The 20881-nt window shown below is 67.7% G+C and carries 20 protein-coding genes; 6 read left to right on the top strand and 14 right to left on the bottom strand.

Annotated elements, in window-relative coordinates:
- Positions 1-37: 37 nt before the first annotated feature.
- The 9 genes from VHP37_26215 to VHP37_26175 all read right to left on the bottom strand — a co-directional run bounded on the left by VHP37_26215 (position 38) and on the right by VHP37_26175 (position 9044).
- Entirely contained in the window at positions 38-874 is an 837-nt protein-coding gene (locus VHP37_26215) for a 5'-3' exonuclease H3TH domain-containing protein (protein ID HEX2829870.1), read from the bottom strand.
- On the bottom strand, positions 871-1815 hold the full coding sequence (locus tag VHP37_26210; GenBank protein HEX2829869.1) for a tripartite tricarboxylate transporter substrate binding protein: 945 nt from the start codon (positions 1813-1815) through the stop codon (positions 871-873). The genes VHP37_26215 and VHP37_26210 overlap by 4 nt, the downstream gene beginning before the upstream one ends.
- Positions 1816-1921: 106 nt before the next feature.
- A complete protein-coding gene (locus VHP37_26205; GenBank protein HEX2829868.1) occupies positions 1922-2731 on the bottom strand; it encodes an alpha/beta hydrolase in 810 nt (269 codons plus the stop codon).
- A 30-nt stretch (positions 2732-2761) separates the two neighbouring features.
- Positions 2762-4114, bottom strand: a complete 1353-nt coding sequence (locus tag VHP37_26200; GenBank protein ID HEX2829867.1) for an MmgE/PrpD family protein — start codon at positions 4112-4114, stop codon at positions 2762-2764.
- 2 nt (positions 4115-4116) lie between these two features.
- The gene (locus VHP37_26195) at positions 4117-5037 is read right to left on the bottom strand and encodes a tripartite tricarboxylate transporter substrate binding protein (GenBank protein HEX2829866.1); all 921 of its coding nucleotides are present in this window, start codon (positions 5035-5037) and stop codon (positions 4117-4119) included.
- A gap of 107 nt (positions 5038-5144) precedes the next feature.
- The gene (locus tag VHP37_26190) at positions 5145-6086 is read right to left on the bottom strand and encodes a tripartite tricarboxylate transporter substrate binding protein (protein ID HEX2829865.1); all 942 of its coding nucleotides are present in this window, start codon (positions 6084-6086) and stop codon (positions 5145-5147) included.
- Between the two features lie 47 nt (positions 6087-6133).
- Positions 6134-7567 carry an MmgE/PrpD family protein gene (locus VHP37_26185; GenBank protein ID HEX2829864.1) on the bottom strand — a complete coding sequence of 478 codons (1434 nt, stop codon included), beginning with the start codon at positions 7565-7567 and terminating at the stop codon, positions 6134-6136.
- A 55-nt stretch (positions 7568-7622) separates the two neighbouring features.
- Positions 7623-8561, bottom strand: a complete 939-nt coding sequence (locus VHP37_26180; GenBank protein HEX2829863.1) for a hypothetical protein — start codon at positions 8559-8561, stop codon at positions 7623-7625.
- 3 nt (positions 8562-8564) lie between these two features.
- Positions 8565-9044, bottom strand: a complete 480-nt coding sequence (locus VHP37_26175; GenBank protein ID HEX2829862.1) for a RidA family protein — start codon at positions 9042-9044, stop codon at positions 8565-8567.
- 94 nt (positions 9045-9138) lie between these two features.
- Here VHP37_26175 and VHP37_26170 point away from each other — a divergent pair, with 94 nt between their 5' ends.
- The 4 genes from VHP37_26170 to VHP37_26155 are packed head-to-tail and all read left to right on the top strand — an operon-like array spanning position 9139 to position 14129.
- Complete coding sequence (locus VHP37_26170; GenBank protein ID HEX2829861.1) at positions 9139-10104, top strand: tripartite tricarboxylate transporter substrate binding protein; 966 nt, start codon at positions 9139-9141, stop codon at positions 10102-10104.
- 10 nt (positions 10105-10114) lie between these two features.
- On the top strand, positions 10115-11767 hold the full coding sequence (locus VHP37_26165) for an amidase (protein HEX2829860.1): 1653 nt from the start codon (positions 10115-10117) through the stop codon (positions 11765-11767).
- A 2-nt stretch (positions 11768-11769) separates the two neighbouring features.
- Positions 11770-12741 (top strand): tripartite tricarboxylate transporter substrate binding protein, encoded by a 972-nt coding sequence (locus VHP37_26160; GenBank protein HEX2829859.1) that lies wholly within the window; start codon positions 11770-11772, stop codon positions 12739-12741.
- Positions 12738-14129, top strand: a complete 1392-nt coding sequence (locus VHP37_26155) for an amidase (protein HEX2829858.1) — start codon at positions 12738-12740, stop codon at positions 14127-14129. The genes VHP37_26160 and VHP37_26155 overlap by 4 nt, the downstream gene beginning before the upstream one ends.
- Here VHP37_26155 and VHP37_26150 read toward each other — a convergent pair.
- Entirely contained in the window at positions 14126-14890 is a 765-nt protein-coding gene (locus VHP37_26150; protein HEX2829857.1) for a hypothetical protein, read from the bottom strand. The two genes, VHP37_26155 and VHP37_26150, sit on opposite strands and share 4 nt — an antisense overlap.
- 75 nt (positions 14891-14965) lie before the next feature.
- On the opposite strand from VHP37_26150, the gene VHP37_26145 reads away from it, so the two are divergent.
- Positions 14966-15946 carry an alpha/beta hydrolase gene (locus VHP37_26145; protein ID HEX2829856.1) on the top strand — a complete coding sequence of 327 codons (981 nt, stop codon included), beginning with the start codon at positions 14966-14968 and terminating at the stop codon, positions 15944-15946.
- Between the two features lie 135 nt (positions 15947-16081).
- On the opposite strand, the gene VHP37_26140 is transcribed toward VHP37_26145, so the two are convergent.
- From VHP37_26140 to VHP37_26125, 4 genes are read right to left on the bottom strand one after another with little or no spacing between them, the layout of a single operon-like run.
- On the bottom strand, positions 16082-16489 hold the full coding sequence (locus tag VHP37_26140) for an OB-fold domain-containing protein (GenBank protein ID HEX2829855.1): 408 nt from the start codon (positions 16487-16489) through the stop codon (positions 16082-16084).
- Between the two features lie 3 nt (positions 16490-16492).
- Positions 16493-17638: a thiolase family protein gene (locus VHP37_26135; protein HEX2829854.1), complete on the bottom strand. Its 1146-nt coding sequence runs from the start codon at positions 17636-17638 to the stop codon at positions 16493-16495.
- 2 nt (positions 17639-17640) lie between these two features.
- On the bottom strand, positions 17641-19206 hold the full coding sequence (locus VHP37_26130) for a class I adenylate-forming enzyme family protein (protein HEX2829853.1): 1566 nt from the start codon (positions 19204-19206) through the stop codon (positions 17641-17643).
- The gene (locus tag VHP37_26125) at positions 19203-20171 is read right to left on the bottom strand and encodes a tripartite tricarboxylate transporter substrate binding protein (protein ID HEX2829852.1); all 969 of its coding nucleotides are present in this window, start codon (positions 20169-20171) and stop codon (positions 19203-19205) included. The genes VHP37_26130 and VHP37_26125 overlap by 4 nt, the downstream gene beginning before the upstream one ends.
- A 524-nt stretch (positions 20172-20695) precedes the next feature.
- Here VHP37_26125 and VHP37_26120 point away from each other — a divergent pair.
- Positions 20696-20881 (top strand): hypothetical protein (locus tag VHP37_26120; GenBank protein ID HEX2829851.1); only part of this gene is annotated, 186 nt, incomplete at its 3' end.

The following is a 20881-nucleotide window of genomic DNA, read 5'->3' as shown; positions in this document are numbered from 1 at the left end:
CGACGACGGTTGGGGTCTGACCCCGGCTTTATCGGGGTCAGACCCCGGTTTTCTCCGCGGCTTTCTTCGCGCGCTCGAGCAGCCGCGGCGCCTCCATCCGCCGCGCCCATTCCTCGAACGCAGGCGTCGGGCCGCGCCAGCGCAAGCTGTCGGCGTCCTTGAACAAGGGCGCGTCGGTGCGCAGCGTCGCGAGCGTCTTGAAGAGCAGCGCGAGGTCGCGCTGGTCTTTCAAAACGTCGTCGGGAAAATCTTCGATCGGCCCGTGACGGCGGATGAGCTGCGCCGCCGTTTTCGCACCGATCCCGGCGATGCCGGGATAGCCGTCGGCGCTGTCGCCGACGAGCGCGAGGTAATCCGGAATGCGCGAAGGCGGAACGCCGAACTTCTCTGTCACGCCCGCTTCGTCGCGGATCGTCTTGCGGCGGCCGTCGACCTGAACGATGCGCTCGCCCTGCACGCACTGCGCGAGGTCCTTGTCGGGCGTCCAGATCGCGACCTTCTCGACGCGCGAATCCTTGCCCGCGAGGTAAGCGGCCGAAGCGAGCGCGTCGTCGGCTTCGAGCTCGACCATCGGCCACACCGTCACGCCCATCGCTGCGAGCGCGTCCTCCAGCGGATGGAACTGCGCGAGCAGCGCAGGCTCGATGCCCGCGCCGGTCTTGTAGCCGGGCCACAAGGCGTTGCGAAACGATTCGATGACGTGATCGGTCGCGACGCCGACGTGGGTCTCTCCGCTTTCGAGGAGATGCAGCACGGTCTGCAGCACGCCCACGACCGCGCCGTACGGCCGGTCGGCGCCCTTGTTGAAGCGCCGCAGGCCGTAGAAGTGACGGAAGAGCTCGTACGTCCCGTCGACGAGCTGGACGACGATCACCAGCTCTCCGGCCTGATGCCCGCTTTGTCGATGACGCCGGCCCACTTCGCGACTTCGGCGTTGAAGAACTTCGCGAACTCGGCGGGCGAGCTGGCGACGATCTCGGCGGCTTCGCCGCTCAGGCGGTCGCTGACGTCCTTCGCTCGCAGCGCTTTCTGCGCGGCCGTGTTGAGCGTCTTGACGATGTTCGCCGGCGTCGCGGCGGGCACGAACAGGCCGTACCAACCGCTCACGGAGTAGCCGGGCACGCCCGATTCGGCGATCGTCGGCAGCTCCGGCGCGGCGGGCGAACGTTTGCGTGTCGTCACGCCCAGCGCGCGCAGCTTGCCCGAGCGGATGTGCGTCGCGCCGGCGAGGAAGTTGTTGAGGAACAGGTGCACGTTGCCGGCGATGAGGTCGGTCATCGCCTGCCCCGCGCCTTTGTACGGGATGTGCACGATGTCGATGCCGCTCAGGCTCCTGAAAAGCTCCATGCCCAGGTGCGGGCCGCTGCCGATGCCCGACGACGCGTAGCTCAACTGCTTCGGCCGCTGCTTCGCGAACGCGATCAGCTCGCGCGTGGTCTTCACCGGCAGCGAAGGATGCACGGTGAGCACGAACGGATATTCGGCGAGCAGCGACACCGGCGCGAAATCGCTCGCCGTGTTGTACGGCAGCTTCCTGTAGAGCGTCGGGTTGATCGCGTGCGAAGCGATCGTGATCATCGCGGTATAGCCGTCCGGCGCGGCCTTGGCCGCCGCGTCGGCGCCGATGATGCCGTTGGCGCCCGCGCGATTCTCTACCACCGCGAGCTGCCCGAGGGTCTCGCCGAACTTGTGCGCGACCGTCCTCGCGACCAGATCGGTCCCGCCGCCCGGCGGCCACGGCACGATGATGCGGATGGGTTTGGTCGGATAGGTCTGCGCGAGAACGTGGCTCGAAAACGCACCGAGCGCTGCCACGAGACACAAAAAGCAATTACGCAAAGGACGCCAAGGCAACGCCAAGGCGCGCCAAGGTTTTATCGGCTTTCCTTTGCGTCCTTTGCGTCCTTGGCGGTTCAAGCCGTTAAACATCCTTGTGCCTCGCGAGAAATTCGAGCGTGGCTTGCGCACACGCATCCGGATCGGTCGCCGCGACGTGGAACGAGTTGCCCGGCAGCACCACGAGCTCGGAATGCGGCACCTTCTGCTGCCACGCCCTGGTCTCCTCGACCGACGCGAGGCCGCTCTCGGCCGTCGTCAGCACGAGCATCGGGCAGCGGATGTTCGCGACGTCCTGCGTGATGTCGGAGAAATTGATCGTCGCGCAGAACCCTGCCTCGGTCGACATCGCGGTGCGCGCCATGTACTGGATCCACCACTCGATCCCTTCTTTCGGGAAAGCGCTGCCGAGGCGGGCCGCCATGCTGCGCCGGGCCCAGTGCTCGATGCCGAGCTCTTCGACTTCCTTCACCCGCTGGTCGATGGTGTGCCGATCGGCGCGCACCGGCGGCGGCGAGCCGGCGACGGTCAGCGTGCGCACGCGTTTCGGGTGCCGCGCGGCGAAGGCACGGCCGATGACGCCGCCGATCTTCGCGCCGACGAGGTGGAAGCGCTCGATACCGAGCGCGTCCATGACTGCCAGGTAATCGTCGATCACTGTGTCCAGCGTCCACGGGAAGTCTCGGCGCATCGGCGTCGATTCGCCGAAGCCGCGCATGTCGGGCCGCACGATCCTGTAGTGCCGCGTGAGGTGCGGCACCCAGCCGTACCACGCGAGGCCGCTCTCGTTGTTGCCGTGGATCATCAGGATCGTGTCGGCTTTGCGCCACGGGTCGGTGAAATCGTCGACGCGATACTGGATCTCGACGTCGCTCTCGCGTTTGAGGCGGGGCATGTAAGTCCTCCGGGATCTACAGGGCCGCGATCATAGCAGCGCGGTCAGGGGCGCGACGGACGGCAGCGTATCGAGCGTCTTCACGGCCTCGACGATCGCGGCGGCCGTCTCTTCGCTGCGCAAGCCTCGCGTCACCGCATTTAATTTTCCAACCGCGCACGGCCAGTCGAGATAGAGCTGGCCCTGATCGATGTCGGCGCCCGAGCCCGCGATGACCGTGCCGTCGTCGAGATGGATGCGCATCGCGAGGTCCCAGCCCCGGCGCGCAGCGGTCTCGGAGAGCCGGATCTTGTGCGTGAGCGCCAGGAAATCAGGATCGGCGCGCTCGCGCTCCATGTCGGCGTAGCGCACGTCGCCGGTCTTGAGGTTCATCGCGATCGCGAACTGCTTGCTGATGAGGCACTGGTCGATCGACGCGTACGGGCCGGCGTAATCGATGCCGGCGTAATTCATGCGCTCGTGCGTGCCCGCGTGCGGAATCTCGACGTCGACCTTGACGATGCGCCGCCAGTCGATGCGATGGCGGTTCGCCAGCGCGTGCGACACCGACGCGCTGCCCTGGTTGGCGCCGCCGGTCGGGAAGCGCTTGAAGCAGGTGTCGACGATGCGGAAGTGCTCGCCGAGCTTGTCCACAGCGCCGCGCTCGCCTTCGTTGGTGCCGCCGAAGCTCTTGTTGAGCCCCGAGTTGCCTTCGATGACGGTGCGCGAGCCCGCGAGCCCGTTGCGTGCGAGATGCGCGGCGGTGATGCCGGCACGCGACGCGAGACCCTCCTGGAACGACCACTCCATCGAGCCTTCGCGCCAGGGCTGGAGCACCCCGCCGCAGACGCTGCCCGCGCAGCCGAGCGCGTTCGCGGTCTGTTCCGCATCGAGGCGCAACAGCTTCGCCGCCGCTGCCGTCGCGCCGAAGTACGCGCACAGCGCGCTCGGCCTGAAGCCGCGATTGAACATCGGCACCGACAGCTCCCCCGAGCGGTCGGCGATGTCGTACGCGGCGACGATCGCGGCGATGAGATCGGCGCCGCTGCCGCCCTCCTCTTCGCAGACCGCGAGCGCGGTGGGCACGACGGCGGCGCCGACGTGCGAATGGCTCACCGGCAGCCAGTCGTCCTGGAGGATGCAGTGCGACGCGACCGAGTTCGGCAGCACCGCGTCGATCGCGCGCAGCCGCTGTCCGTCGAGCCACACCGGCGCCTTGCCGGGCGCGCCGAGCGCCGTCGCCGTCTTCACCGCGACCCGTGCGTTGCTGCGTGACGCGCCCGCGGTCGCGATGCCGATGAGATCGAGCACGCAGATCTTTGCCTTCTCGACAGCCGCGGCGGGGATGTCCCGAAAGCTCAGGTTCGCGCCGTAAGCCGCGAGCGCCTCGACGATCGTCGCCATCGTCACTCCACGCGCAGCTTGTAATCGCGGCCGAGCTTCGCCCACTTCGCGACCTCGGCCTTGATGAAGCGCTCGAACTCGGCGCGCGACATCACGAAAGGCTCGTTGCCCTGCGCGGCCATGAGCTTCTGGAATTCGGGATCCGCGCCGATGCGGGCGATCGCCGAATTCAACTGCGCGATTACCGGCGCGGGCGTTCCCGCGGCGGCGAGCACGCCGAACCAGTTGGTCACTTCGTAGCCGGGGATCGATTCGGCGATCGTGGGCACTTCGGGCATGGTGCTCGAGCGCCTGGCGGTGGTGACGCCCAGCGCGCGCAGCCTGCCGGATTTGACGTGCGCCGTGACGCTCGACATCGCAGCGACGGCCATGTTCACCTGGCCGCCCACGAGGTCGATCATCGCGGGCCCCGCGCCCTTGTAGAGCACCAGCGTGAAGTCGAGTCCCGCCAGCGCCTGCAACAGCACGCCCGCCATGTGCGACGAGGTGCCGGCTCCGGGCGAAGCGAAGTTGAGCTGGCCCGGTTTGGCTTTCACCAGCGCGATCAGCTCCTTCACCGATTTCGCCGCGACGCCCGGATGCACGACGAGCACGTTGGCGACGTTCGACAGCGGCGCGACCGGCGCGAAATCGCGGATCGGGTCGTACGGAAGCTTCTCGTACAGCGCAGCGTTGATCGTGAAGTTGGCGTTGGCGAGGAGCAGCGTGTGGCCGTCGGGACGCGCGGTGCCGACCAGGCGCACGCCGATCACGGTGTTGCCGCCGGGACGGTTGTCCACGATCACCTGCTGGCCGAGCGCCTCGGTCATGCGCGGCGCGACGAGCCTCGCGATGATGTCCGAGCCGCCGCCCGGCGCGAACGGCACGACCATGCGGATCGGACGTGACGGGTACGATTCGGCAGCGCTTGCAACGGACGTCATTGCGAGGAGCGAAGCGACGAAGCAATCCCGGAGCGTCCGGAAGCCGTGCGACACGAGATCGCGTCGTCGCGCTATCGCGGCTCCTCGCGATGACTGGTTGAAATGTCTCATTCCGGCTGTATCCCTGCCCCGCGCACGACAGCAGCCCAGCGCGGGATGTCCTGTTTCAATTGGGCGGCGAGCTGCTCGGGCGTGCTCGTGCCCGCCTCGTAACCCTGCGCGAGCAGCTGCTGCTGCACGTCCTTGCGCGCCATCACCTTGTTCACTTCGGTATTGAGCCGCGCGATCGCTTCCTTCGGCGTGCCGGCGGGCACGAAGAGCGCGAACCACGTCGACGCTTCGAATCCCGGCAGCGTGTCGGCGATCGTCGGCAGCTCGGGTATCGACGCGCTGCGCCTGGCGCTCGCGACCGCGATGCCGCGCAGCCTGCCCGACCTGATGTGCGGGATCGCCGCGCCGAGCCCGGCGAACATCACCTGCACGTGGCCGGCGACGAGGTCGATCGTCGCGGGACCGGCGCCTTTATAGGGGATGTGCGTCATGTCGATGCGCGCGGCGGACTTCAGCAGCTCGCCCGCGAGATGCGGTGCGCCGCCGGTGCCCGAAGACGCGAACGAAAGCTTGCCCGGATGCGCTTTCGCCAGAGCGATCAGGTCTTTCACGGTGCGCACCGGCAGCGAGGGATGCACGACGAGGACGTTCGGCCCGACGCCGAGCATCCCGACCGGCGCGAAGTCCTTCACCGGATCGTACGGGAGCTTTTTGTACATGCTCGGGTTGATCGCCATCGTGCCGTTGATGCCCATGAACAGCGTGTGACCGTCGGCGGGCGAGCGCGCCGCGATCTCGGCGCCGATGATCGTGCCCGCACCGGGACGATTGTCGACGATGACCTGCTGACCGAGCGCGAGCCCGAGATGCGGCGCGATCGCGCGGCCGATGATGTCGGTGCCGCCGCCGGGGGCGAAGGGGACGATCAGGCGCACGGTTTTCGACGGAAAGATCTGGGCGTGCGCGGGACACGTGAGCAGCAGAGCGCCCAGGAACAAACCGGAGTCAGACCCCAACCGCGAAAACCGGGGTCTGACCCCGATTTTCAGCGCGCGCACAGCGCGGCCGCCAGATCGCCTACCCGATCGAGCGTCTCCAGCTTCGCGATCATGTCGACCGCTTCCCGCGCCTGGCCGGCGCCGAGCACGCCTTGCGCGCACTGCATGAATTTCTCTTCGAGGTCTTCCCAGCGCGCGGGATCTTCGGGCCAGCCCTTCGCATGGCTGCACGCCTGCTTCACCACTTCGCCATCCTTGAAGCGCACGGTCAGCCGCGCTTCGCCCCAGTTGACGCCGCCCTCGCCCCACTGGCCGCGGTGATGCGCGAGGTCCTCCGGCTGCACCACTGTCACGCGCTTCATCAGCGCGAGCACTTGCGGGTCGGTGCGCCGCGCTTCGCCGTACTGGTCGATGCCGACCGCGCGATCGGCGAACGCGACCGCCATGATGTAGGGCAGGCAGAACTTGGCGCGATGCTCGTTCGAGGCATCGTCGTACGGCGCGATCGCGTAGCACTGCGGCGTGCACTCGAGCACGATCTCCTCGACGTCATCGGGCTTGCGGTTCGCCGCTTTCGCGATCGCGATCATGCCGTCGATGGACGCGCCCGGCGCGGTCGACCCTGGATGCATCCGCACCATCGTCGTATTGCGTGCAAGCTCGAGCGGCTCCTGCCCGAGACCTTCGACCATCAGGTGCAGGCGATAACGGCCGACGCCGTTGAAGGTATCGGCGAGACCGAAGCGCGGATGGCCGTCGGTGCTGCCTTCGGCGCCTTCGATGATGTCCGGATCGACGACGAAGCCTTCGCGTGCGAGCAGCGCCGAGAAGACGCCCGCGCGCACGCCGTGTCCGACGTGGAACGCCTTGCCCATCGAGCCGACGTTCTTGCGCACGCCGGAACCCGACGACGCCATGATGCCCATCGCCATGCGCGTCTTCAGCGTGTCGAGACCGAAGAGCCGCGAGGCCGCGACGGCCACGCCCTGCCCGCCCACGATGCCGATCGGGTGCCAGCCGTTGTCGATCAGATACGGACGCAGGCCTTTGGCGACGCGCGAGGTGATCTCGAAGCCGAGCGCGAACGCTTCCAGCAGCTTCCTGCCGTTCGCGCCCGCCTCTTCCGCCGCGGCGAGGCAACCCGGCACGAGGCACACGCTGACGTGCCCGACCTGCTGGGTGTTGTCGTCGTATTCGAGTGCGTGCGCGGAAACGCCGTTCACGAACGCGGCGCTCTCGGCGGAGGTGCGCTCGCCGCTGCCGAGAATCGTCGCCGCCGCACGGCCGCCGCTGTGGCGCGCCACGCGCAGCGCGGCCTGCGCCGCGGGCTCGTTCGCGCCGCGCACCGTTATGCCGAGGGTGTCCAGAAACTTGAGCTTCGCCGCTTCGATGAGCGCGGCGTCGAGGAAGGCCGGATTGGTTTCTATCGCGAAGCGCGCCAGCCGGCTGGTGACGCTCTCGCGGGGTGTGGTGGAGTCCATCGCGCGAGTTTAAAGCCTGCGCGGAGGTCTCAACGGCTTCACCCAGTGAGGCTGTTCACGATGTGGCGGACTCTCGAAACGCGGCGGCGCCGTCGACGAAGAGGGAATCGGCGCTCCACTTGCGCGTGATGAATTGCTGCTCGTGCAGGTATTCGACCAGCTTGTCCACGATACGGCGATTGTTATCCGTCAGGCCGTGCGGCATCGGATCGCCGCCGAAGGGCTCGAATGCCTCGGCCCAGTACGCCTTGCCCCACGGCATCAGCGTCGATCCGATTCGCCGTTCGTAGGCGCGCGTCTTGGCGCGCGAGTATGCGTCGAAGAGCGCGGCCGGCGCACCCGGCTCGCGCTGCAACAGATCGCTCCTCACGACGACGCAGTGATTGATGGGGTAAATACCGGTCGCGCGGTAGTACTCGCGCTCGACCGCGAGGTAATCGGGCAGGAGACGCCGCAGCTTGCGCTCACCCTGCGGCAGGCGCTCGTCGCGCGGACCGAACGAGATGAACGCATCGATCTCGCCGTCGGCCAGCATGGTCTCGAGGTCCTGCGAAACCTGAGTCAGGCGCACGCCTTCGGGCGGGCGGAAGCGCTCGTGCGCAGCGTCGCAGAACCAGGTGAGGTCGCTCCAGTGCACGCCGTATTGCTCGTTGAGCAGTCCACGCACCCATACCGCGGCCGTCATGGAGTAGTCGGGAACACCGATCTTGCGCCCGCGAAGGTCGGCGGGATCGGTCATCTTCGAGCCCGCGCGCACGTAGATCGTGCCGTGCCTGAAGCTGCGATTGAGGAACACCGGCACCGCGTGCAGCCAGTCGGCGCCGGCGTCCTTCATGAGGATGTAGTTCGCGAGCGAGAACTCGCACGCTTCGTACGCGCGCTCGCGGATCATGCGCTGGAAGAGGCCGACGATCGGTATCGCATGATAGCGGATCGCGTCGCCGCCGAGGTCGAGCGTGTACTCGTAATCGCCGCCATACAGATCGATGGCCATGCTTCAGCCGTCGATCTCGAACTCGCCCATGATCTCGAGCAGCGCGCGCCGCGGCAACTCCGCGATGCCGACCGCGGCACGCGCATGCTGTCCGCGCTCGGGACCCCACACTTCGTAGAACAGATCGGACGCGCCGTCGATCACCGCGAACTGGCGCTCGTAGCCCGGCGCCGAGTTCACCATGCCGTAGAGGCGGATGATGCGCGTCACGCGATCGAGGTCGCCGACCGCTTGCTTGATCGTCGCCATCATCTGCAGCGCGACCGCGCGCGCGGTCTTTTGCGCTTCCTCTTCGGTCGTATCCCCGCCGACCTTGCCGTACTGCTTCACGCCTTCGCCCATGCCGTGGCGGCCCGAGCCGTGGCCCGAAAGGAAGAGGATGCCGCGCGAGAGCACGGCGGCAGTGCGGTTGGGACTGGGATAGGCGTGGGTCTGCGGCAGCTTCAAACCCATGGCTGCGAGTTTCTCTTCGATACGGCTCATGCGATTCCCCCGATAAACATGGTGGCCCTGATCGTAACAGGTGCGGTGAACGCGCGTGCTATGCTGAATCGAAACGACGAGGAGGAACCATCGAATGAGAAGTCGCACGCGGTGCGCGGTGATACTCGCCGCGATGATGTGCTGGGGTTACGCGCACGCGCAAAGCTATCCCGCGAAAGCGGTTCGCCTGATCGTCCCGTTCCCGCCCGGCGGCGGCACCGATTACAGCGCCCGGCTCATCGGACAGAAGCTCTCGGAAACATGGGGACAGCCGGTCGTGATCGAGAATCGTCCGGGTGCGAGCACCATCATCGGCTCGGAGATCGTCGCGCGGTCGGCGCCCGACGGCTATACGCTGCTGATGGGCTCGGTGAACCACACGATCAACCCCAGCCTGATCCCGAAGCTGCCGTACGACACGATCAGGGACTTCGCGCCGGTGACGGTCGCGGTGACCGCGTCGTACGTGCTGGTCGTGCATCCGTCGCTGCCGGTGAAGACGGTGAAGGAGCTGATCGCGCTCGCGCGCGTCCGCAAGGGCGAGATCAACTATTCGTCGAGCGGCAGCAGCGGCCCGCAGCACCTCGCCGGCGAGCTCTTCAAGCTGATGGCGGGCGTCGACCTGACGCACGTGCCTTACAAAGGCGGCGGTCCCGCGGTCACCGCGCTTGTCGGGGGTCACGTGCAGGCTCAGTTCTCGACGCCGGTGTCGGCGCTGCCTCACGTCAAGACCGGCAAGCTGCGGCCGCTCGGCGTCACCGGGCTCAAGCGCAACGACGCCTTCCCCGGCGTGCCGACGATCGCCGAAGCCGCGCTGCCGGGCTACGAAGCCGAGACCTGGTGGGGCATCCTCGCGCCGGCGAAAACGCCGCGCGAGATCGTCAACAAGATCCACACCGATACCGCGAAGCTGCTGCAGGCGCCGGACACGCGAGAAAAGCTCGCACGCGAAGGCGTGAGCCCCGCCGGTACGACGCCGGAGCAATTCGCTGCGAAGATCGACAAGGACATCGCGCTGATGGCCAAGGTGGTCAAGGCCGCGAACGTCAAGCTCGATTGAGGAGAACGCCATGAACCTCGATGCGATCACCCTCGCCCAGGCCGCGGACCTCGTAGCCGCGCGCAAGCTCTCGCCGGTCGAGCTCGTACAGGCCAAGATCGCGCGCGTCGAAGCGCTCGACGCGCAGGTCAACGCGTTCATCACGCCCACTTTCGAGGAGGCGCTGCGGCGCGCCCGCGTCGCCGAAGCCGCGATCGCGGCGGGACAGTATCGCGGACCGCTGCACGGCATCCCGTTCGGCCTCAAGGACATCTACGCCACGGCCGGCATCCGCACGACCGGTCACTCGAAGGTCTGCATCGACAACGTGCCGCGCGCCGATGCCGCGGTGACCGGGCGGCTCTACGACGCTGGCGGAATCCTGCTCGGCAAGCTCGCCACGCACGAGTTCGCGCACGGCAGCCCGAACTTCGAAGCGCCGTGGCCGCCCGCGCGGAACCCCTGGAACCGCGAGCACGCCACCGGCGGCTCGAGCAGCGGCTCGGGCGCCGCGGTCGCGGCGGGCTTCGTGCTCGCCGCGATGGGTACCGACACCGGCGGCTCGATCCGCAATCCCGCCGCGTGCTGCGGCACCGCAGGGCTCAAGCCCACGTACGGGCTCGTCAGCCGGCGCGGCGTCATCCCGAACTCGTACACCTTCGATCATTGCGGCCCGCTCGCGTGGACGGTCGAGGATTGCGCGATCGTGCTCGACGCGATCGCCGGCTACGACGCGCGCGATCCGGCGAGCGTGCACGGCCCTGCCGGCGCGTATCGCGCCGCGCTGGACGGCGAGGTGCGCGGCCTGAGGATCGGCGTCATCCGCCACTTCTGGGAAGAAGACCTCAAGGTGAGCGCCGAAGTCGCGCGTGCGATGGACGCCGCGATCGAAGTCTTCAGTAAGCTCGGCGCCACCGTCGAGGACGCGCGCATGCGCCCGCTCCAGCAGTATCTCGACGTCAAGATGGTGATCGCCGAGACCGAGATCTTCTCGGTGCACCACAAGGAGCTCCTGAAGCGGCCGGGCGACTTCGGCATGCCCTTTCTCGCGCAGACGCTCGCCGGTTGTCTCTTCGACGGCGTCGACTACGTGCGCGCGCAGCGCGAGCGCGCGCGCATGCTCAACGAGATGGCGCCGCTCTACGATCGCTACGACGTGCTGCTCACCGTGAGCTCCGCGCCCGCGCCGCGCTTCGACCGCATGTCGACGTTCCGCTCGTGGATACAGCCGAACATCCACACCGCGTTCAGCGTGACCGCGGGACCCGCGCTCGTGCTGTGCAACGGCTACGCCGAGAGCGGCCTGCCGCTGGCGATGCAGATCGTCGGACGTCCGTTCGACGATGCGGCGGTGCTGCGCGCCGGTCACGCCTACGAGCAGGCCACCGACTGGCGCAGCCGCCGTCCGAAGCTCGAAGCCGGGGTTCCCCGGCCGGACGTCACGCCGCCGCCCATTCTTTCGGGCGCGGCAGTCGACGCGGAAGCGCGCGCCTTCGCCGAACGCCGCGCGCGCCGCGCCGGATTGGCGCTCAATCAGGAACAGATGGCGCTGCTCTACGAGGTGGCGCCTTACGCGCTCGCCATGGCGCAGCGCATACCGAGCGATTACGCACACGATGAAGAACCCGCGGGCACGTTCCACCTGCCCGAGGCGCGCGTCGTCGTCGAGCCCAGGGAAAGATGAAGATGAAGACTCTCTATATCGTGCCCGCAGCAGCGCTCGCGCTCTGCGGCACCAGCGCGGCGCAGGACAGCTATCCCACGCAGCCGATCCGCATTGTCGTGCCGTTCGGCGCGGGCGGCGGCACCGACATGACCGCGCGACTGGTGGCCGAGCACCTGCGCGCAAGCCTCGGCCAGCCGGTCGTCGTCGACAACCGCCCGGGCAGCGCGGGCATGGTCGGCACGCGCGCGGTCGCGAAAGGCGCGCCCGCGGACGGCTATACGCTGCTCGTCGCATCGGGCGAGATGGCGGTCAATCCGCATCTCTACAAGGCGATGCCGTACGAGTGGGAGAAGGATCTCACGCCGATCACCAACCTCGTGAAAGTGCCGAGCGTCATCGTCGTGAACGCCGACGTTCCCGCGCGCAACGTTCCGGAGCTGATCGCTTACGCGAAAGCGAACCCGAAGACCGCCACGTACGGCTCGACCGGCGCGGGCGGCATGACGCACCTCGGCATGGAGTACTTCAACCGCATGGCCGGCGTGCACATCGAGCACGTGCCCTATAAGGGCGCGGCGCAGCAGCTTGCCGACGTCGCGGGCAAGCACATCTCCACGACGCTCTCCAGCATCGGCGCGACCCTGCCGTTCATCGACAGCGGGAAGGTGCGGCCGATCGCGGTCACCTCGGCCGAGCGCGTCGCCAAGCTGCCCAACGTGCCGACGGTAGCGGAGTACCGCCCGCTCGCGGGTTACGAGTTCATCAATTTCTTCGGCTTCTACGGCCCGGCGAATCTGCCCGACCCCATACTGCGCAAGCTCAATGCGGCCGCGGCGCAGGGACTCAAACAGCCGGCGACGAGCGCCAAGCTGAAGGACCTCGGCTTCGAGCCCGATCCGGTGACGCCCGAGCAATTCCGTACGTTCCTGCGCGCGCAATCGAAGCTGTTCGCGAAGATCATCGCGGACGCGAACGTGAAGATCGAGCAGTGAGTCCGCTGCACTATCTCACGCTCGAAGAAGCCTCGGCCGGACTGAAGTCCGGCGCGCTCTCGGCCGTCGATCTCACGCGCGCCGCCTTGAGCCGCATCGCGGCGCTCGATCCGACGCTGCATGCCTACATCACCGTGACGTCCGAGCGCGCGATGGAAGACGCCGAGCGCGCGACACGCGAGATTCGCGACGGCGCATGGCGAGGACCGCTGCACGGCATCCCGATCGCATTGAAAGACATCGTCTCGACGCGCGGCATCCGCACCACCGCCCATTCGCGTGCGCTGCTCGACTGGGTGCCGTCAGAAGACGCGCCGGTCTACGACAATCTGCGTAAGGCCGGCTGCGTGCTGCTCGGCAAGACCTCGCTGCACGAGTTCGCGTACGGCAACCCGGTGCGCGACGAGCCGTTTCCCGCCGCGCGCAATCCCTGGAACACCGATTACGCGCCGGGGCGTTCGAGCAGCGGCTCGGGCGCCGCGGTCGCGGCGGGCCTGTGCTACGCCGCGATCGGCACCGACACCGGCGGCTCGATCCGCCACCCGGCCGCGGTGTGCGGCATCGTCGGCATGAAGCCGACTTTCGGCCGCGTGAGCTGCTTCGGCGTGATCCCGCTCGCCGCCGACGTCGACCACGCCGGTCCGATGACGCGCACGGTGCGCGACAACGCGCTCATGCTCCAGGCGATCGCGGGCTTCGATCCGCGCGACCCGTTCTCGGTCGACGAGCCGGTGCCCGATTTCTGCGGCGAGATCGGACGCGACCTGCACGGGTTGAGCATCGGCGTGCCGTATCGCTTCCTCGAAGCGCTGCCGATGGATGCGAGCGTCGCCGCCGCGTTCGAAGAAGCGGTGCGCGTGCTCTCCGCGCTCGGTGCCGAGGTCACTTCGATCGACATTCCGGATCTCGCCGACACGATACGCGTCGGCGCGCGGCTCGTGATGCGGCAGGCCTACGAGTATCACCGCGACGGGCTCGAGCGCCATCCCGAGCGTTACGGCAAAGCATTTCGCGAGCGCGTGCTGAACGCCGCGGCGTTCACGGCCGAGGATATCGAGGCCGCGCGTGCGGCGCGCTCACGCCTGCGCGCGAGCGTGGCGAAGATTCACGCTTCGGGGGTGGCGATCATCGCGAGCCCCACCAAGGAGGTCGACGCGGAGACGATGGACAGCCTGTACGACGATCCGGTCGACACGCGCCCAGGAACGATCCGCGTGCACAACATGACCGGCGCGCCGGCGATCTCGGTGCCCATGGGATTCGGCGCGACCGGCGTGCCGGTCGGCCTTCAGCTCGCGGCGCCGCAGTGGCGCGAGCCGCTGCTCTACCGCGTCGCCGCCGCGTACGAAGGCGCGACGCCGTGGACGCGGCGCCGGCCGCTGCCCTAGAGGACGATCTCCCTCGCCGGACCTCTGACGTCCATCTCGTAGTCGAGGCCGATCACCGGCGGCCGCGCGTAATGCCATCCGAGGCCGCCCTCGCACGCGCCGCGCGACGCGAGCACCTCGCCGACGAGGTGGCCGATGTTGTGGACGGTATACGCCTGCGTGCTGACCGCGTCCTTCCACGAGAAACCGAGCGCGGTGAGACGCCGCTCCATCTCGTCGGTCACGAACACCACTTTCTCGCGCAGGCCTTCGGGCGACGCGTCGTCCAGCCGCACGATGCGCTCGCTGAACGGCCCCGTGCCGCCGCGCGATTCGCCGCCGCCGGACACGATGAAGCTCCCTCGCGCGGCGCCGCGCTGCGCGGGCACCGTATACGAGAACGCGTGCATCATCGCCTGCGCAGGCTTGCAATACATCGGGCAGACGTTGGTGCGTGCGACCGGATTCACCGGCGCGTCGCCGTCCTTGTAAATGCCCCACTTCGCGAGGGTCTGCACGTAGACCTTGTTGAAATCGTAGAAGCCCTGGTCGGTGAACGGCTCCGGCGAGCGCAGCTCGCACGCGCAGAACGCCGTCGTGGGCCGGCCGAGCGCTTTCAGATGTGCTTCGACGGCAGCGTAGGCCTCCGCGAGCGGCAGCGGCGTGATGAAGCGCGCGCGCTCGATCTCGTAACCCGGCTGCGCGGCGACGCCGCCGGAATACTGGAATACCGCGGAGATGTAGCGATAACCGCCGGGCTCGAATACGGGTAGCTGTGCCATGTCGCTCTTCGCGTCGTGGAGACGCTTCGAAGCATGCCACACTATGATGAAACAGTACCGACTGGACGGACGATCATGAGCATCGCAGACAACAAAGGCTTGAGCGTCATGGCGCGCGCGAGCGCCGACGACTATCGCCGCGATCCCACGCGCTGGGGCAGCGCAGAGGTCGCCGCGCATTTCGCCGGCTTCGAGCACCTCGACGTGCGCACCAGTGGCGCGGTCATCCGGTTGCGCCACGGCGGCTCGGGGCCGCCGCTGCTGCTGGTGCACGGCAATCCGCAGAACCACACCTGCTGGTACAAGATCGCGGCGCGGCTCGCGGAGAAATATCACGTGATCCTGCCGGACCTGCGCGGCTACGGCGACAGCTCGCTGCCCGAGTCGGGGCCCGACAACGTGAACTTCAGCTTCCGCTCGATGGCGCAGGACCTGCTGGAGATCATGGATCAGCTCGGGTACGAGAAGTTCTACGTCGCCGGGCACGACCGCGGCGGGCGCACCACGCACCGCCTGTGCATGGACCATCCCGAGCGCATCCTCAAGGTGTGCCTCATGGACATCCTGCCCAATCACTACGTGTGGACGCACACCACGAAAGCGTGGGCGATCGGCACGTGGCATTGGGGTTTCATGGCGCAGCCCGAGCCTTTCCCCGAGCGCCTCATCAGCGCGGTGCCGGCGGAGTACTTTCTCAAGAGCCGCATGGTGATCCGCGGCGGCACGGGACTGGGCTTCCTCACCGAAACGGCGATCGCCGAATACGTGCGCTGCTATACGCTCAAGACGATCACCGGCTCGTGCCGCGATTACCGCGCGACCGCGACGTGCGACTTCGTCATGGACACCGCCGACAAGGACCGGAAGCTCGAGATGCCGCTGCTGCTGCTGTGGGGCGCGCGCGGCCATCCGCCCGAGCGCGCGAAAGAGTTCCTCGAGATCTGGAAGCAATACGCGACGAACATCGTCGCGTGGGAACCGCTCCCCGCCGGTCACTACATGCAGGAAGAGATGCCCGACGAGATCCTCGGGCACTTCACGAAGTTTTTCGTTTAGCTACGAAAATGGATTCCCGACAGCCCGCGCTATCGCGCGTTCGGGAATGACGATCAAAAACGTCATTCCCGCGAAGGCGGGAATCCATTTTGACGTTGGAACCAAAAATGGGTCCTGGCATACGCCAGGACGACGCTACTTCGCTTCGCGGAACGTCGGCAGCGTATAGCGCGCGGCGTCGGGCATCGGCACGAGCTCGACGCGCTGCCCGCTCTCGATCGCCTCGGGCTGCGACGTGATCACGCGCGCGAGCAGCGCGCCGCCGTCTTCCAGTGCGATCTCGGCGAGCACGATCGGCGACTCGCTCGCGAAAGGCTCGGTGACGTGGCTGTAGACGCGCGAGTACGAGACGATCGTCCCGCGGCCCGTGCTCGGCTTCCATTCGAGGCGCTCCGACCAGCAGCGGGGACATAGCGCGCGCGGAAAGAACACGATCAGCCCGCAATCGCCGCAGTGCTGGAGCACGAGCCCGCCGCGCCGCCACGCTTCGATCAGCGGACGATTGACTTCGGTGAGAGTGGGTTCGGGATAAGCGGCCGGCATGTCTCAGGCCTTTTCCAGCACGAGCGCCGACGCGGCGAGCCCGTGGCCGTAGGAGATCATGCCGAAACCCGACACCACGCCGCGCGCAGCATCCGGCACCTGCCGCGCCCCGCCTTCGCCGCGCAACTGCCGGGTGGCTTCGACCACGCTGAGCAGTCCCGCCCCGCCGCCCGCCTGCCCGCACGAGAGCTGACCGCCGCCGGTATTCAGCGGGAAGCTGCCGTCGTGCGTGAGCCGGTTCTCGTCGAGGAAGCGCCCGACTTCGCCTTTGGCGCAGAAGCCGAGATCCTCGATCTGGATCGCCGCCATGATCGGGAAGTCGTCGTAGCACTGCATGAAGTGCATGTCCTTCTGCGAGTAACCCGCTTCGTCGAACAGCACGTCGCGGAAGAGCTCCCAGCCGCCGCGCACCGGCGCGATCTCGCCGACCGGGTGGTTGTGTCTCTCGCGAGCCGCCGCGACGCGCACGCCTTTGCCCGCCGGCGCGCGCTCGAGCGGCCCGATCACCACCGCTTCCGCGCCCGAGCACGGCATCACGCAGTCGTAGAGCCGCAGCGGGTCGGCGACGAGCTTCGCGTTGAGATAGTCGTCGAGCGTCATCGGCCCGCGCAGCAGCGCGGCTTCGTTGAGCCGTGCGTTCGCCCGCTGGTCGACCGCGATGCGGCCGAGCTGCTCGCGCGTGGTGCCGTACCGCTCCATGTGCTTGCGCTGGATGATGGCGTGCATGCCCGGCGGCCCGCCGTAGCCGTGCGGCGCGAGGTAATCCGAGACCGCGGCGGTGAAGCTCGAGATGCGCTTCTTGAAGATCGAGATGTCCTGCGCACCGGCGCCGATGCACAGCACGCAGCGCGCGAGGCCCGCATCGACGGCACGGACCGCGTTCGCGACCGCCATCAGCGTGCCCGCGCCCGCTGCGGTCGACCGTGCGGCCCACGACACGCTCAGGCCGAGATACTCCGCGGCGCTGACCGAGGTATCCGAGCCCATGCTCGCGTCGACCGAGAGACCGTCGATCTCGTCCTTCGCGAGGCCCGCGTTGGCGACGGCATTGCGCGCCGCCTCGCCGATATAGCCGAACATCGTGCGCTGCGGCTTCTTGTGGTACGCCGCGCTGCCGTAACCGATGATGCCGACGTCTCTGGAGAGCATCGTCAGAGCCACTTCGCCGTGGTGCGGTCGTAGACCCTGCCCGGCCGCGCCGCGGCGGACAGCGCCTGCTTCGCGATCTTGTTGGAGCTCGTGCGCGGAAACTCGTCGTAGTACTCGACGTAGCGCGGCACCTTGAACGCCGCGAGACGCTCGCTGCAGTGCGCGATCACCTGCTCCGGCGTCACCTCCGCGCCGGGCTGGAGCACGAGGCAAAGCTTCACTTCCTGCCCGCGCAGCTCGTCCGGCGCCGCGACCGCGGCGGCTTCGAGCACGCCGGGAATGCCGGCCGCGACCGATTCCACTTCACGCGCCGAGATGTTCTCGCCGCTGCGGCGGATCGAATCCTTGATGCGGCCCTGGATGTAGTAGTAGCCCTCGGCGTCCTGCCTGAAGAGGTCGCCGGTCCTGAACCACTCGCCGCTGAACGCTTCGCGCGTCGCGTCGGGTTTGTTGTAGTAGCCCTTCAGGATGCCGCGGCCGCTCACCCACAGCTCGCCGGTCTCGCCGACGGCCACGTCCGACCCGCTTTCGGGATCGACGATGCGGCACTGACGATACGGCGCGGGCAGCCCGCACGATCCCGAGCCGACCATGTGCGTCGCATCGGTCGGCATGTACAGCGTCGAGCCGGTCTCGGTGAGGCCGTAGAGCTCGCGCACCGGCGCGCCGAACTTCTTCTCCAGCGGCGCGTGCAGCGCCTTGCTGAGCCCCGCGATGGAGATCCACGCGATGTCGAGATCGGCCACCCCGGGATGCTCCGGCAGCTTCGCCACCGCGTCGGTCGCCGCGAAGAAGTCGATGCGATGATCGACCAGCCGCTGCTGCAGCCCGGACAGGCTGAAGCGCTGCGCGACGCACGCGGTGCAGCCGAGATAGAGGCACATCAGGAAGCGCCATTTGCCGCCCATGTACGTGAGCGGCTTGTCGATGAGGAGGCGCGACGGCCGCGGTCCCTGGTGCGCACGCACGTAACCCAGCACGATCCAGTAGTCCTGAGTGAGCATGCAGCCTTTGGGGAAACCGGTGCTGCCCGAGGTGTACTGGATGCTCATCAGCGTCTCGGGCGTCGGCGCCGGCAGTCCGCCCGCATCCGACGAAGCCGCCGCCACCATCGCGCTCCACGGCCCGCCCTCGCGGTGGACGACCACGCGCGTCGGCGCGATGACACTGTCGCGATTCTCGATGCCGTCCAGGGCTTCGCGATACGCGGCGTCGATCACGAGGAATCTCGAGTCGCTGTCGCGCAGCACGTACTCGAGCTCGCGGCTGGTGCTGCGCGTGTTGACCGGGACCATCACCGCGCCGAGCCGCGCCAGCGCGATCCACGTGATCACGTAGGCGGACACGTTGGGCAGCATCACCGCGACGTGAGAGCCAGGCTCGACGCCGAGCGCGCGCAAGCCGTGCGCACAGCGCACGGTCTGCTCGGCGAACGCCGCGAACGAGAGCGTCGAGCCGTCGTCGATCGACTCCCACAGCGGCGCTTCGCCATAGCGCGCGGCGGCATCGTCGACGAGCGCGCCGAGGTTGGCGTGGCTCACGTCGCGCTCGAGGCGATTGACGTTCATTCCTTCTTCATTCCCGCCGCCTTGACGAGCTTGCCGTATTTCTCGGTCTCGGCGCGGATGAACGTCGCGAGCTCCGCGGGCGTGCTGCCGATGATGTTGTCGATGCCCGCACCCATCAGCTTCTGCCGCACCGCCGGCACCTTGAGCGCCTTCACGACGTCGGCGTGAACCTTGTCGATGACGGGGCGCGGCGTGCCGGTGGGCGCGAGCAGGCCGTGCCACGGCTCGAGCTCGTAGCCCTTCAGCCCCGCTTCCGCGATCGTCGGCACGTTGGGCGCCGACACCGAGCGCTTGCGGCCGGTGACGCCGAGCGCGCGCAGCTTGCCCGACTCGATGTGCGGCAGCGAGCTCACCAGACCCGGGAAGTACGTGTCGATGCGCCCGGCGAGCAGGTCGGTCAGCGCGACCGGCGCGGCCTTGTAGGGAACGTGCTGCATCTGGATGCCCGCGAGCACCTCGAACAGCACGCCCGAAAAGTGATTCGAGCTGCCCACGCCCGACGACCCGTAGGTGAGCTCACCCGGCTTCTGCTTCGCCAGCGCGATCAGCTCCTTCACCGACTTCGCCTGGAATGCCGGGTTCACCACGAGCACGTTGTAGAACGTGTCGAGCAGCGAGATGGGTGCAAAGTCGCGGATGAAGTTGTGCGGCATCTTGTCGAGGATGTGCAGGTTCACGCCGTTGGCGGTCGTGCCGAGGAGCAGCGTGTAGCCGTCTGCGGGCGAGCGGGCCGCGAGGTCGGTGCCGATGTTCGCGGCGCCTCCGGGACGGTTGTCGACCACCACGGTCTGGCCCCAGTACTCGCCGAGCTTGTCGCCGAGCGTGCGCGCGACGGTGTCGACCGAGCCACCCGGGGCATACGGCACGATGAAGCGAACGGGTCGGGCGGGATAGGCCTGCGATGCGGCGTCGAAGCTGACTGCGGACGCGGCCGCGAAGACGAGAACGGGGACGATGCTGCGCATGATGGGCTGTTCCGGAAAAAAAGCTCGCGACGAATCTACGCAAGCGCTCGCGCATGCGTCAAATACATAATCGTGCGCGGGTCATACGCAATTGATATGCGCCTGGCCTTTGACCTCGTAGGGTGCGCGCCAGCGCACCGCCGTCACGTAGCGTCGGCGAAGTCGAAGGACGGCCTACTCCGCCGCCCAACGACGTAACGCACCGCTCCAACAATCCGCATGATCACCACACCGTGCGCCGCATCCCCCACACCCTTCCCGCCCTCCTCGCGCCGCTGCCTGCGCTGCCGCTGCGGCATCGGAACCCTGCGACGCCCGACAAGGACGGCGCTGCGAACTCGCGCACCCGCTCGACGCGATCGACCGCCCGTCAACGCGGGTAGAGCATCGCGCGTGGCGCCACCGGAGAAGCTCGACAGTCCTCGCGAAACCCCGTCCTTGCCGTGCGTCGCAGGGCGCTCGTCTTGATTGGGCGGGAAGGGTGTGGGGGATACGGCGGTGAGCACTCGGGAAGGGTGCGGGTGATGTTCCGCAAACGACCCCGAAGCGGACGTGCGCACTTCAGCGCGCCTGACGCGTTTGCTTTTTTTGTCAGACCTTACTATTTTGCAGCCAAGGCGCTGAACCTGTGCGACTATTTTGCCGTGGTTACAATTTATACAGGGTCAACGACGCTTTATATTGCGTCGTTTAGGCCACCTACTTCGAGT

This window comes from Burkholderiales bacterium (assembly GCA_036262035.1).
Classification (GTDB): Bacteria; Pseudomonadota; Gammaproteobacteria; order Burkholderiales; family SG8-41; genus JAQGMV01.
This window is presented reverse-complemented; position numbering and strand designations above follow the sequence as displayed.

Coding starts and splice junctions, on each gene's coding strand:
- VHP37_26145 (HEX2829856.1), top strand. CDS start 14,966: ATGAGCATCGCAGACAACAAAGGCTTGAGCGTCATGGCGCGCGCGAGC.
- VHP37_26200 (HEX2829867.1), bottom strand. CDS start 4,114: ATGGCGACGATCGTCGAGGCGCTCGCGGCTTACGGCGCGAACCTGAGC.
- VHP37_26195 (HEX2829866.1), bottom strand. CDS start 5,037: ATGACGTCCGTTGCAAGCGCTGCCGAATCGTACCCGTCACGTCCGATC.
- VHP37_26150 (HEX2829857.1), bottom strand. CDS start 14,890: ATGGCACAGCTACCCGTATTCGAGCCCGGCGGTTATCGCTACATCTCC.
- VHP37_26185 (HEX2829864.1), bottom strand. CDS start 7,567: ATGGACTCCACCACACCCCGCGAGAGCGTCACCAGCCGGCTGGCGCGC.
- VHP37_26130 (HEX2829853.1), bottom strand. CDS start 19,206: ATGAACGTCAATCGCCTCGAGCGCGACGTGAGCCACGCCAACCTCGGC.
- VHP37_26175 (HEX2829862.1), bottom strand. CDS start 9,044: ATGAGCCGTATCGAAGAGAAACTCGCAGCCATGGGTTTGAAGCTGCCG.
- VHP37_26135 (HEX2829854.1), bottom strand. CDS start 17,638: ATGCTCTCCAGAGACGTCGGCATCATCGGTTACGGCAGCGCGGCGTAC.
- VHP37_26180 (HEX2829863.1), bottom strand. CDS start 8,561: ATGGCCATCGATCTGTATGGCGGCGATTACGAGTACACGCTCGACCTC.
- VHP37_26165 (HEX2829860.1), top strand. CDS start 10,115: ATGAACCTCGATGCGATCACCCTCGCCCAGGCCGCGGACCTCGTAGCC.
- VHP37_26125 (HEX2829852.1), bottom strand. CDS start 20,171: ATGCGCAGCATCGTCCCCGTTCTCGTCTTCGCGGCCGCGTCCGCAGTC.
- VHP37_26205 (HEX2829868.1), bottom strand. CDS start 2,731: ATGCCCCGCCTCAAACGCGAGAGCGACGTCGAGATCCAGTATCGCGTC.
- VHP37_26160 (HEX2829859.1), top strand. CDS start 11,770: ATGAAGACTCTCTATATCGTGCCCGCAGCAGCGCTCGCGCTCTGCGGC.
- VHP37_26170 (HEX2829861.1), top strand. CDS start 9,139: ATGAGAAGTCGCACGCGGTGCGCGGTGATACTCGCCGCGATGATGTGC.
- VHP37_26140 (HEX2829855.1), bottom strand. CDS start 16,489: ATGCCGGCCGCTTATCCCGAACCCACTCTCACCGAAGTCAATCGTCCG.